11 protein-coding genes are annotated in these 11907 nt (G+C 53.8%); 5 read left to right on the top strand and 6 right to left on the bottom strand.

The window, feature by feature from the left end; genetic code table 11:
* Nucleotides 1-8: 8 nt before the first annotated feature.
* Nucleotides 9-2171 carry a YccS family putative transporter gene (gene yccS / locus C1N69_RS07660; RefSeq protein ID WP_155030938.1) on the top strand — a complete coding sequence of 721 codons (2163 nt, stop codon included), beginning with the start codon at nt 9-11 and terminating at the stop codon, nt 2169-2171.
* Here yccS and C1N69_RS07655 read toward each other — a convergent pair.
* A complete protein-coding gene (locus tag C1N69_RS07655; protein ID WP_155030937.1) occupies nt 2128-2754 on the bottom strand; it encodes a TfoX/Sxy family DNA transformation protein in 627 nt (208 codons plus the stop codon). The two genes, yccS and C1N69_RS07655, sit on opposite strands and share 44 nt — an antisense overlap.
* A gap of 217 nt (nt 2755-2971) precedes the next feature.
* Between C1N69_RS07655 and sulA the strand changes: the two genes are divergently transcribed.
* Both sulA and ompA read left to right on the top strand, forming a co-directional pair.
* Nucleotides 2972-3481, top strand: a complete 510-nt coding sequence (sulA, locus tag C1N69_RS07650; RefSeq protein ID WP_025755976.1) for an SOS-induced cell division inhibitor SulA — start codon at nt 2972-2974, stop codon at nt 3479-3481.
* A 354-nt stretch (nt 3482-3835) separates the two neighbouring features.
* Complete coding sequence (gene ompA, locus C1N69_RS07645) at nt 3836-4891, top strand: porin OmpA (RefSeq protein ID WP_023292865.1); 1056 nt, start codon at nt 3836-3838, stop codon at nt 4889-4891.
* A 62-nt stretch (nt 4892-4953) separates the two neighbouring features.
* On the opposite strand, the gene matP is transcribed toward ompA, so the two are convergent.
* A complete protein-coding gene (gene matP, locus C1N69_RS07640; protein WP_023332611.1) occupies nt 4954-5406 on the bottom strand; it encodes a macrodomain Ter protein MatP in 453 nt (150 codons plus the stop codon).
* A gap of 186 nt (nt 5407-5592) precedes the next feature.
* Between matP and C1N69_RS07635 the strand changes: the two genes are divergently transcribed.
* Nucleotides 5593-7353, top strand: a complete 1761-nt coding sequence (locus C1N69_RS07635; RefSeq protein ID WP_155030936.1) for an AAA family ATPase — start codon at nt 5593-5595, stop codon at nt 7351-7353.
* A 68-nt stretch (nt 7354-7421) separates the two neighbouring features.
* Nucleotides 7422-7940 carry a 3-hydroxyacyl-[acyl-carrier-protein] dehydratase FabA gene (gene fabA, locus C1N69_RS07630; RefSeq protein WP_008499931.1) on the top strand — a complete coding sequence of 173 codons (519 nt, stop codon included), beginning with the start codon at nt 7422-7424 and terminating at the stop codon, nt 7938-7940.
* A 76-nt stretch (nt 7941-8016) separates the two neighbouring features.
* Here the strand turns inward: fabA and rmf are convergent, their stop codons facing one another.
* The 4 genes from rmf to pqiA form a co-directional block, all read right to left on the bottom strand.
* Nucleotides 8017-8184 (bottom strand): ribosome modulation factor, encoded by a 168-nt coding sequence (gene rmf / locus C1N69_RS07625; RefSeq protein WP_013097261.1) that lies wholly within the window; start codon nt 8182-8184, stop codon nt 8017-8019.
* A 255-nt stretch (nt 8185-8439) separates the two neighbouring features.
* Complete coding sequence (gene pqiC / locus C1N69_RS07620; protein WP_059386445.1) at nt 8440-9006, bottom strand: membrane integrity-associated transporter subunit PqiC; 567 nt, start codon at nt 9004-9006, stop codon at nt 8440-8442.
* Nucleotides 9003-10643, bottom strand: coding sequence for an intermembrane transport protein PqiB (gene pqiB / locus C1N69_RS07615; RefSeq protein WP_047958173.1), 1641 nt, complete (start codon nt 10641-10643; stop codon nt 9003-9005). The genes pqiC and pqiB overlap by 4 nt, the downstream gene beginning before the upstream one ends.
* A 4-nt stretch (nt 10644-10647) precedes the next feature.
* Complete coding sequence (gene pqiA, locus C1N69_RS07610) at nt 10648-11901, bottom strand: membrane integrity-associated transporter subunit PqiA (protein WP_155030935.1); 1254 nt, start codon at nt 11899-11901, stop codon at nt 10648-10650.
* Between the last annotated feature and the right edge of the window lie 6 nt (nt 11902-11907).

Below are 11907 nucleotides of genomic sequence, written 5' to 3'. Positions count from 1 at the left end.
CCGCGTTTATGCTAAGCCCACTGCTTCGCCGTTATACCTGGAACAGTACCTGGCTTTATAACGTCAGGATTTTTATCGCCCTTTGCGGCACGGTTGCCCTGCCCTGGTGGCTGAATGATGTCAAACTCACCATCCCGCTCACGCTGGGCGTGGTGGCCGGGGCGCTGGCGGACCTGGACGATCGTCTGGCCGGGCGTTTACGTAACCTGGTCATTACGCTGATCTGCTTTTTTATTGCTTCCGCATCCGTTGAGCTGCTTTTCCCGTGGCCCTGGCTGTTTGCCCTGGGTCTTACGCTCTCCACCAGCGGGTTTATTTTGCTGGGCGGCCTTGGGCAGCGCTATGCCACCATCGCGTTTGGCGCATTGCTGATCGCCATCTATACCATGCTGGGCGTGTCGCTTTACGATCAGTGGTATCAACAGCCTGTCCTGCTGTTGCTGGGCGCCATCTGGTATAACCTGCTGACGTTAACCGGTCATCTGATCTTCCCGGTTCGCCCCCTGCAGGATAACCTTGCCCGCAGCTTCGAGCAGTTAGCCCACTATCTGGAGCTGAAATCCCGGCTGTTTGACCCCGATATCGAAGAAGAAAGCCAGGCGCCGCTCTACGATCTGGCGCTGGCGAACGGTCAACTGGTCGCCACTCTTAACCAGACCAAAGCCTCGCTGCTGACCCGTCTGCGCGGGGATCGTGGCCAGCGCGGAACGCGACGAACCTTACACTACTATTTTGCCGCCCAGGATATTCATGAGCGCGCCAGCTCCTCGCACGTTCAGTATGCCGCCCTGCGCGAGAAGTTCCGCTACAGCGACGTAATGTTCCGCTTCCAGCGCCTGCTCTCCATGCAGTCCCAGGCGTGTCAGCAACTCTCGCGCTCTATTCTGCTGCGCACGCCCTATCAGCATGACCCACGCTTTGAACGCGTATTCAGCCACCTGGATGCGGCGCTCGACCGCGTTCAGGCCAGCGGAACCTCACCGGAACACATCAAAGCCCTGGGTTTCCTGCTGAACAACCTGCGGGCGATTGATGCTCAGCTGGCGACCATTGAGTCCGAACAGGCGATGGCACAGCCGGGCAGTGAGATCGATAACCAGCTCGCGGATGACAGCGTGCACAGCGTGAGCGATATGTGGCTACGGCTGAGCCGCAACTTTACGCCCGAGTCGGCGCTCTTTCGCCACGCGGTGAGAATGTCCCTGGTGCTGTGCGTAGGTTATGCGCTTATCCAGATTACCGGGTTACATCACGGTTACTGGATCCTGCTCACCAGTCTGTTCGTCTGTCAGCCCAACTATAACGCCACCCGGCACCGGCTGGCGCTGCGAATTATCGGTACGCTGGTGGGCGTCGCGATTGGCCTGCCAGTACTCTATTTCGTGCCGTCCATTGAAGGTCAGCTGATTCTGATCGTGATCACCGGCGTGTTGTTCTTCGCGTTTCGCAATGTGCAGTACGCGCATGCCACCATGTTTATTACGCTGCTGGTGTTGCTCTGCTTTAACCTGCTGGGTGAAGGGTTTGAAGTCGCCCTGCCCAGGGTGATCGATACCCTGATAGGCTGCGCCATCGCCTGGGCGGCAGTCAGCTTTATCTGGCCGGACTGGCGTTTTCGTAATTTGCCGCGCGTGGTTGAGCGGGCGTTGAACGCCAACTGTCGATACCTTGACGCCATTCTGGAGCAGTACCACCAGGGGCGCGATAACCGCCTGGCCTACCGGATAGCACGCCGCGATGCACACAACAGCGATGCTGAGCTGGCTTCTGTTGTTTCGAACATGTCAACGGAGCCTCGCGCCACCGCAGAAATTCGTGAGACAGCCTTCCGTCTGTTGTGCCTGAACCATACCTTTACCAGCTACATTTCGACGCTGGGTGCCCACCGCGAGAAGCTCACCAACCCGGGTATTCTCAACCTGCTGGACGACGCCGTATGCTACGTCGATGACGCACTTCATCATCGACCGGCGGATGAACCACGGGTGCAACAGGCACTGGATGAACTGGCTCAGCGCATTGCGCATCTTGATCCGGGCAACGACAGCAAAGCGCCGCTGGTTCTTCAGCAAATCGGCCTGCTCATCGCTTTGCTGCCTGAAATTTGCCGGCTGCAGCAGCAAATCGCTACCTGGAGGAGTGATTATCCTGTGCCTCAGGTAGCGCATTAAACCACTCCGTCAGCTCCCGGCGAATACCTGCCGGGAGCGCCGCCTCATGCAGCCCCTCAATCGCCCCTTCCAGCGCGAAGAGCACTTTTATACTCAGCGCTTTATTTTTCGCCCGCATCTTCAGCCAGCTGGCTCTGGCGCCCAGCGCCCGGAGTGTCTCTTCATTGGTGATACCGGCTTCAAACAGCAGGACTTCAAGCTGAAAAGTCAGGTTCGGCAGATCCTTAAGTCGGTTTCGTTGATGCCGCAGGTTGCGCTCTTTTCTTGCGGCACTGAGGGCATACGAGGAGAGCTGAAGCAGCCGCTCTCTGTCCTGCCATAAGCCGTCGTCAACACGATAATAGTTGAGCAGTACCGGACGACCTCGCTTCATCAGCGTTAAAAACGAGGCGGCATTTTTTACACAGTATTTTGCACTTTCCTCACACGCACGAAGATATAGTTCGCCGTCTGACACCATGGCAAAGACCGCATCATCCACCGCCAGGGTGTAACCGCCAAACAGCGCACGATGATGGATTTCGCCCAGCGGAGAGAGGTATTCCTGGGATTTATAAATCCGTTCATAAGATATCTTTTTCATGATATTTCCCTTGAAAATCATATGCTAACCACGACTTTTCTTACTAACGGATCCGTTAGCAGGAAAATAGGCAACTTGTCGCCGTTGAGCAAGATGATTTTTCGAGGGGCATCAAGATTGAATGAATTTTGCGAGTCGCTTTCCGAAAATGAGGTTGATCTTTATGCACACAGGGGTTACTGTATATTCATACAGTAACTACAGGGCTGGAATGAATATGTACACTTCAGGCTATGCAAATCGCTCAACCTCTCTCTCTTCTACCGCAGGCAATGTCGCGCAGAATTCCGTCGAGCGTGTGTCCACGGGGCTTATCAGTGAAGTGGTTTATCGTGAAGACCAGCCCCTGTTGACGCAACTTCTGTTGTTGCCGTTATTGCAACAGCTTGGCCAGCAATCGCGCTGGCAGCTCTGGCTCACGCCTCAGCAAAAGCTGAGCCGTGAGTGGGTTCAGTCCGCGGGCCTCCCGCTGACAAAGGTTATGCAGATTAATCAACTCTCGCCTTGCGATACCGTTGAGTCGATGATCCGTGCGTTACGCACTGGAAATTACAGCGTGGTAATTGGCTGGTTGCCAGAAGAACTGACGGAAGAGGAACATTTCCGTCTGACGGAAGCGGCTGAAGAGGGGAACGCGATCGGGTTTATTATGCGTCCGGTTCGTTCGGATTCTTACCGCAGAGGACAACTTTCTGGGCTAAAAATTCACTCAAATTTGTATCATTGAGTGAAATTAAGATTATTCCTGGAATTTTTTTTGACAGCGAGATGGGATTTTAGTTCCCCACCTCAAAACTGCGGCAAGGCTTGTCTGGTGCGGTTCTCCTTAATTTTATTGCACAAAATTCGTTCAGAAAATGTTAAATATTAGGTATACGGAACTTTTTTTTTCATATGCCTGACGGACTTCACACTTGTAAGTTTTCAGCTACGTTGTAGACTTTACATCGCCAGGGGTGCTCGGCCTAAGCCGAAGATATCGGTAGATTTATATTTGACCACGCCCCCCGGTGAAGGATTTAACCGTGATTCTCTCTTGAGACTTTCATGGCGAATTTTGGATGATAACGAGGCGCAAAAAATGAAAAAGACAGCTATCGCGATTGCAGTGGCACTGGCTGGCTTCGCTACCGTAGCGCAGGCCGCTCCGAAAGATAATACCTGGTATGCAGGTGGTAAACTGGGCTGGTCTCAGTTCCACGACACCGGCTGGTACAACAGCAGCCTGAACAATGATGGCCCAACTCACGAGAGCCAGCTTGGTGCAGGTGCGTTCGGTGGCTATCAGGTTAACCCGTATGTTGGTTTTGAAATGGGTTACGACTGGTTAGGTCGTATGCCATACAAAGGCGACACCGTAAACGGCGCTTTCAAAGCACAGGGCGTTCAGCTGACCGCTAAACTGGGTTACCCAGTAACCGACGATCTGGACGTGTACACCCGTCTGGGCGGCATGGTATGGCGCGCTGACTCCAGCAACAGCATCGCTGGCGACGACCATGACACCGGTGTTTCCCCAGTATTCGCTGGTGGCGTTGAGTGGGCTATGACCCGTGACATCGCTACCCGTCTGGAATACCAGTGGGTTAACAACATCGGCGACGGCAACACCGTTGGTGTTCGTCCAGACAACGGCATGCTGAGCGTAGGTGTTTCCTACCGTTTCGGCCAGCAGGAAGAAGCAGCACCAGTTGTTGCTCCAGCGCCGGCTCCAGCTCCAGAAGTACAGACCAAGCACTTCACTCTGAAGTCTGACGTTCTGTTCAACTTCAACAAAGCTACCCTGAAACCAGAAGGTCAGCAGGCACTGGATCAGCTGTACACCCAGCTGAGCAACCTGGATCCTAAAGACGGTTCTGTAGTGGTTCTGGGCTTCACCGACCGTATCGGTTCTGACGCTTACAACCAGAAGCTGTCTGAGAAACGTGCTCAGTCTGTTGTTGATTACCTGATCTCTAAAGGTATCCCAGCTAACAAGATCTCCCCACGTGGTATGGGCGAAGCTAACCCAGTTACTGGCAACACCTGTGACAACGTGAAAGCTCGCGCTGCACTGATCGACTGCCTGGCTCCAGATCGTCGCGTTGAGATCGAAGTTAAAGGCATCAAAGACGTTGTAACTCAGCCAGCGGCATAAGTTATCGTCTTATAAAAAAACCCCGCAATGCGGGGTTTTTTATTGTCCGAAGAAAGTAAAATCTACTTTTTGCCCAACAGAGCCTGAAGATCATTCTTCAGTGACGACATCTGGTTGGCGTACTTCTCTTTATGTTCGGCATCCTCAATCAGCTGCACGATGGTTTCCGACAGCGTTTTGCCCCGGCGCTGTGCCAGCCCTGCCAGGCGTTGCCAGACAACAAACTCCAGATCGATTGATTTTTTGCGCGTGTGTTGATGCTCAGCATTAAAATGCCGTTTTCGTCGCGCGCGGATAGTTTGCTTCATCCGGTTTAACAGCGCAGGATTAATGTGTTTTTCAATCCAGCCGTTAACCTGTACCGGTTCATTTTCGAGGGTCAGCAAAATATCCACGGCTTCTTGCGCCGCGCTGGCTTCGATATAGCAGGTGATCAGCTCCCCTTCACGGTGCTTTTTGACCAGGTACTTCCATTTCCAGCCGCTTTCGAGATTTTCCAGTTGTTGATATTTCATTGCGATCTCAGTGTTACCACGTAACTCTGTTCAGAATATCAGTTTTTTAGCAATCTGCTGAAAAGAAATCATATCCTGTGATGGAATGCAGCCCGTCCCGCATTCGAAATCCCCAATCCTGCTTGGGTAGAGCCCCCCGCTTACGGTATACTCCCCCCTTTTACATCTGACTAAAAAACATCAACTTTGACCATTACGAAACTTGCATGGCGTGACCTTGTTCCGGATAGCGAAAGCTATCAGGACGTGTTTGCACAGCCAGATCTCGCAAAAGAACACGAATTCATCCTTAGCGATACGCAGCCACGTTTGCATTATGCGCTGGAGCAGGTGTTGAGCCCATGGGCAACAGCGCCCTTCATGTTGCTCAAAGCCCCGGAAGAAGCGGAATACCTGACGCTGATTGGGGATGCTGTGCGCCAGTTGCAGCCGGAATCGAACGCAGTCTTTGGCGGCCAATATCGTATCGCGGGACATGATGTCACTTTCGAACCTTCAGCTCAGGCTGATGACCGTTTTGCCGCTAAGGGCGAGGTGATTACCGCTAACTGGGTCGAGGCTGAACAACTCTTTGGTTGTCTGCGCCAGTTTAACGGTGAGCTGTCCCTGCAGCCTGGGCTGGTGCATCGCGCAAATGGCGGTGTCCTCATCATCTCACTGCGTACCCTGCTCTCGCAGCCGCTGTTGTGGATGCGTCTGAAAACCATCGTAAACCAGCAGCGCTTCGACTGGGTTGGCTACGATGAGTCTCGTCCCCTGCCGGTCGCTGTGCCATCTATGCCGTTGACGCTGACCGTCGTGTTGACGGGCGACCGTGAATCGCTGGCGGATTTCCAGGAAATGGAGCCGGAGCTGGCTGAGCAGGCGGTGTATAGCGAATACGAAGATAACATCCAGATTGCCGATGCCGATGATATGACCCAGTGGTGTCAGTGGGTGATGACGGTGGCGGAACGTTTTGTGTTGCCAACGCCTGCGGCCGACGCGTGGCCGGGCTTAATGCGCGAAGCGGTGCGCTATACCGGCGATCAGGAAACCCTGCCTCTCTGCCCGCTGTGGATCAGCAAACAGCTGCGTGAAGTGGGTGTTATCAGCGGTAGCGGTACCTTCACCGGAGAACAGCTCGCTCAGATGCTGGCGCAGCGCGAGTGGCGAGAAGGCTACCTTGCTGACCGTATGCAGGATGAAATCCTGCTGGAACAAATTCTGGTGGAGACCGAAGGCGAACGCGTCGGGCAGATTAACGCCCTGTCGGTGATTGAGTTCCCTGGCCACCCACGCGCGTTTGGGGAGCCTTCCCGTATCAGCTGCGTGGTGCATATTGGTGATGGTGAATTCACTGATATCGAACGCAAAGCCGAACTGGGCGGGAACATTCATGCGAAAGGCATGATGATCATGCAGGCGTTTTTAATGTCGGAGCTGCAGCTTGAGCAGCAGATCCCCTTCTCCGCCTCGCTGACGTTTGAGCAGTCCTACAGCGAAGTGGATGGCGATAGTGCCTCTATGGCAGAGCTGTGTGCCTTAATCAGCGCCCTGGCGGACGTGCCAATCAATCAGAACATCGCAATCACTGGTTCGGTGGATCAATTTGGTCGTGCTCAGCCTGTAGGAGGCCTCAATGAAAAAATCGAAGGCTTCTTTTCCATCTGCCAGCAGCGTGGTTTAAACGGCAAACAGGGTGTGATTATTCCTGCGCCTAACGCACGCCATTTAAGCCTCAGTCAGGATATTCTGGATGCGGTTGAACAAGGGCAATTCACGCTCTGGGCCATCGAAGGGATTGAGGATGCACTACCCTTACTGACAAACCTGGTTTGGGATGGCGAAGGGCAAACAACCCTGATGCAGACCATCCAGGAGCGAATTGCTCAGGCGACACAACAGGATGCTCGTCATCGTTATCCATGGCCGTTACGCTGGTTAAGCTGGTTTAGTTCGAACTGATCGGACTTGTTCAGCGTACACGTGTTAGCTATCCTGCGTCCTTCACTAAAATAAGGCTTACTGAGAACATGGTAGATAAACGCGAATCCTATACAAAAGAAGACCTTCTTGCCTCTGGTCGCGGTGAACTGTTTGGCGCAAAAGGCCCGCAGTTACCGGCCCCGAACATGCTGATGATGGACCGTGTCGTGAAAATGACCGAAACCGGCGGCAACTTCGATAAGGGTTACGTAGAAGCAGAACTCGATATCAATCCGGACCTGTGGTTCTTCGGTTGCCACTTTATTGGCGATCCGGTAATGCCTGGCTGTCTGGGCCTGGATGCTATGTGGCAGCTGGTTGGCTTCTATCTGGGCTGGCTGGGCGGCGAAGGTAAAGGTCGCGCGCTGGGCGTGGGCGAAGTGAAATTCACAGGTCAGGTGCTGCCTACCGCGAAGAAAGTGACCTATCGTATTCACTTCAAGCGCATCGTGAACCGCCGCCTGATTATGGGCCTGGCAGATGGCGAAGTGCTGGTAGACGGTCGTCTGATCTACAGCGCGAGCGACCTGAAAGTGGGTCTGTTCCAGGACACTTCCGCGTTCTGATAGTGCGTTTCGCAACGCCAGACCAGAAAGGCGAAACCTCCGCATTGCGGAGGTTTCTTTTTTTAAAGAGACGTTATCAGGCTATGAGTGCCCTGTCGCCGATGGCTTCTCGCCAGCCTCCAAGCCATTGTGACCTTTGATTTATCGTCTGATAAGGACACATTTCTTTAGAACGTCCAGCGATGCCGGCCTGATAACCACGTTGATGAGCCCGTTCCAGGCGATCTCGTTTCTGTCTCTTCATGCCTCGTTTCCCTCATTCTTTTGTCTGGTGGAAAGAAAACAGTGTCTGCACTCTATGTACAGGCACAGATAACGAATACCCCGAATTAGTCGCAGCGTCAATGTTCAAAATTCATACGGGTGTCATATTTGTGAGCTAGCCAGAAGATCATTTGTACAAAAAATGTGATGCGGCACAAGTAACAAACTGAAGTGAAAACGAAAAAAAACCGCAATCAGCGACGGGCCGGTTGCGGTTTTTGATGATGAATTTTACTTATGGCAGTCGAGAAATTTCCCTGGCGATACTGGCCGACTCCTGTGCCCAACCCTGAGCCAGGACTTTCACCATTTCGTCATAACCATCTTTCTGCTGTTTCAACTCCAGATGGAAAGGACGCTTGATCAGTTGCCCCTGATGATTCAGCAACCACTCCCCGCTGATCACCACCGCACCGTCATAACGGCCATGGAAGCCCGTTACTGTAACATTCAGCGTATCCTGATCGTTACCCAGCGGCTGCGATGCGACAACCCAACCCGGAAGCTGGCTGCCCAGATTGGCCACCAGCGTGTTGCGCAGCTGCTGATCCAACGGGCTGGCCCAGAGATTGTTCGTCGCAATCACGTATTTAACGTCGCTGGTCTGATAAACCACGCCGTTTCCGGCGAGGTAATCCGGCACGTTAACCTGCTCAACCCACAGCTGGCGGCTTCCCAGACTGGCCGTGCTTTGCCCGCCACTCTGGGTCGCCACAGGAAGCTGATAGTAGCTTTTGTTATCTACGCCTGAACTGCATGCCGTTAACAGCAGAGCACCCACCATCACTAGCCACTTATTCATTCTTTTGCCCTCTTCGGCTCAGGATCCTTTTTATCTTTCGCTTCAAACACCAGCGCATTGCTCTTCTCGTTGAGCGTTTTCAGAACGGGCTGCAGTTCACGCAAGACCTGATCAAGACGCTGCATATCTGCCACCATCTTGTTATAGGCCGCTGAGCCAGGCTGGAAGCCCTGCATACTGCGGTTCAGCTCACGCAGCGTTTTCTGCATGTCCTGCGGCAGCTGCTGCATACTCTGGCTGGCGGTGATCTTGTTGATATTATCCAGCGTGGTCTGCAGACGTTGCATTGTCTCCTGGCTCTGGTGTAACGAACCGGTCGCCGCTTCAATCATCGGATTCAGTGGCAGATTATTAATCTTATCCAGGGTTTCCATCAGACGCTGCTGGATCTGAGCCAGCCCGCTGCTCACCGTTGGGATAATTTTGTAGCCACCGAATTCACGGATACCGGTAATCGGCGGCGCTTTCGGATAGAAGTCCATATCCACATACAGTGCACCGGTCACCAGATTGCCGGTTTTCAGCGATCCACGCAGACCGCGTTCCATCAGCTGGGTGATATGGGCAACAATATCCCGATTTTCGCCAATCTGGTTAAGCAGACGCTCCGGTTCAATGCGGATCAGCACCGGAATGCGGTAATCATCATCCAGTACCTGCTGAAGGCCCGGGACGAAGAACGGAACTTGACCCACCGTACCGAGACGAATGCCGCGGAACTCAACAGGCGCCCCCGGCTGCAGGCCGCGAACGGAATCTTTAAAGAACATCAGGAAGTCAACGTGATCGGTATAGAGCGCATCCTGAATACTTTTTTGATCGTCAAAGAGTCGGAAGGCGGTGTTCTCTGTAACCGGCTGCCCCAGATCGAGGCCTTCCGGGACGTCAAAGCTTACGCCTCCGCCAAACAGCGTGGTCAGCGAGCCCATTTCAACGCGCATGCCTGCCGACGTCAGATCCACTGCGATCCCGCTGTCTTTCCAGAAACGGACATTGCTGGTGACCAGTCGATCGTTTGGCGCATTAATGAAGAGCTGATAGCTGATCGCTCTTTTCTGCGGATCAAAGGTGCTTTTCTCAACCGACCCGACGCGATAACCACGGAACAGTACCGGGTCGCCCGCCGTGAGCTGGCCTGCTTTCTTGCTGTCGAGGATCACGCGGATACCCTTGGCATCAGGCGGCGCAAGCGGTGGCGAATCCAGAAGCTGGTATTTGGCTGGCTGGTTACCCTTGGCGCCGGGTTGCAGCTCAATATAGGCTCCCGAGAGCAGCGTCCCTAAGCCGCTGATCCCTTCACGTCCCACCTGCGGTTTAACGACCCAGAACACGGAATCGCCATGCAGCAGTTTTTCCATGCCGGCATTAAGGCGCGCCTTAATCTCCACATGGGTCAAATCGTCGGTCAGGGTTGCGCTTTCAACCACTCCCACATCCACGCTACGGCTTTTGATGGTCGTTTTACCGCCCTCAATCCCCTCGGCATTGGTGGTTATCAGCGTCACTTCCGGTCCCTGATGACTGTAATGATAAAACAGGATCCAGGCACCGATCAGCGCCGTCACGATGGGAAAAATCCACACCGGTGACCAGTTTTTGACCTTCTGCACTTTCGCCTCTCCACTCTTATTTTCCATGCTCTTACTCTTCCTCATGGCTTGATTCAGGCTCACGATCCCACGATAAACGAGGGTCGAAGGTCATGGCCGCAAACATGGTCATAATCACAACCAGCGCAAACATTAAAGCCCCCATCGCGGGATAAATACTCATCAGACCGCCCATCCGCACCAGCGCAGAGAGTACGGCAATCACAAACACGTCAATCATTGACCAGCGTCCGACAAACTCGACCACTTCATAAATCAGATGCATGCGTTCACTGTCGCGTTTTCCGTGGCCTTTCGCATCCCAGCAGAGCCAGGCGATGGCGATCATTTTTAACGTTGGCACCATAATACTGGCGATAAAGATAACGCCGGCGACCGGGTAGGAACCCTCCCCCCACAGCAGTATGACCCCGGCGAGGATCGTCGAGGGCATTTTATCCCCGAGCAAATCAGTGATCATGATCGGCAGAATATTGGCCGGCAGATAGAGCATGATGGAGGTCACCAGCAGCGCCATTGTCCACTGCAGACTATTTTTACGGCGTACATGACCTTTCGTTTCACAGCGCGGACAAACGTCAAGATCGGCGGGCAGCACAGCGGTACAGCACGGGCACGAACGCAGCCCCTGCCGAATACCCGGTACGCCAACTTTCACCGTCTGCGCAAGCGTCGGTGCCGGCGCGATATCGTCCCACATCCAGCGCCTGTCGACGCACTGGAAGGCGCGCAGCTGCAGGACGCAGTACAGACACCAGGGAATAAAGCTGCTGCCGATCCCCACGTCACCGTACGCCATCAGCTTCACGAAACTGACCAGAATGCCCGCCAGGAAGATCTCGGCCATCCCCCAGCTTTTGAGCTGAAAAAGGATACGCGCGAGTTTGATTTTCAGTGATGGCGGCATCCTGACGCGGTTTACCAGCATCAGGATAACGACCAGACAAAAAGCCGGGACTATCTGAACGAAGAGCAGAAAAAAGGTGCCGAGGCTGGCGTAATCTTCTGAGAACATCACGCCCGGAATTTCAAGCAAATCCACCTGACTGGTCATCCCCCCCACCTTCATATAGATGAACGGGAAGAGATTGGAGAGCAGCAGCATGAACAATGCCGCCAGTGCGTAAGCGGTGGGACGCTGCCGCGGCGCGTCCCACTCGGTTGTCAACGTCGTGCCGCAACGTGGACACAGGGCTTTATGTCCGTGACCAAGCTCTGGCAACGCCACGAGCATATCGCATTGCGAGCATAATATATGCCTGTCGGCATGGTGCTGGTCACACATATGTTA

The sequence above is a fragment of the Enterobacter sichuanensis genome (genome assembly GCF_009036245.1).
GTDB classification, from domain to species: domain Bacteria; phylum Pseudomonadota; class Gammaproteobacteria; order Enterobacterales; family Enterobacteriaceae; genus Enterobacter; species Enterobacter sichuanensis.
Note: the sequence above shows the minus strand (reverse complement) of the source record. Positions and strands in the feature narration are given on the sequence as shown.

Coding starts and splice junctions, on each gene's coding strand:
- yccS (WP_155030938.1), top strand. CDS start 9: ATGCTAAGCCCACTGCTTCGCCGTTATACCTGGAACAGTACCTGGCTT.
- C1N69_RS07655 (WP_155030937.1), bottom strand. CDS start 2,754: ATGAAAAAGATATCTTATGAACGGATTTATAAATCCCAGGAATACCTC.
- sulA (WP_025755976.1), top strand. CDS start 2,972: ATGTACACTTCAGGCTATGCAAATCGCTCAACCTCTCTCTCTTCTACC.
- ompA (WP_023292865.1), top strand. CDS start 3,836: ATGAAAAAGACAGCTATCGCGATTGCAGTGGCACTGGCTGGCTTCGCT.
- matP (WP_023332611.1), bottom strand. CDS start 5,406: ATGAAATATCAACAACTGGAAAATCTCGAAAGCGGCTGGAAATGGAAG.
- fabA (WP_008499931.1), top strand. CDS start 7,422: ATGGTAGATAAACGCGAATCCTATACAAAAGAAGACCTTCTTGCCTCT.
- rmf (WP_013097261.1), bottom strand. CDS start 8,184: ATGAAGAGACAGAAACGAGATCGCCTGGAACGGGCTCATCAACGTGGT.
- pqiC (WP_059386445.1), bottom strand. CDS start 9,006: ATGAATAAGTGGCTAGTGATGGTGGGTGCTCTGCTGTTAACGGCATGC.
- pqiB (WP_047958173.1), bottom strand. CDS start 10,643: ATGGAAAATAAGAGTGGAGAGGCGAAAGTGCAGAAGGTCAAAAACTGG.
- pqiA (WP_155030935.1), bottom strand. CDS start 11,901: ATGTGTGACCAGCACCATGCCGACAGGCATATATTATGCTCGCAATGC.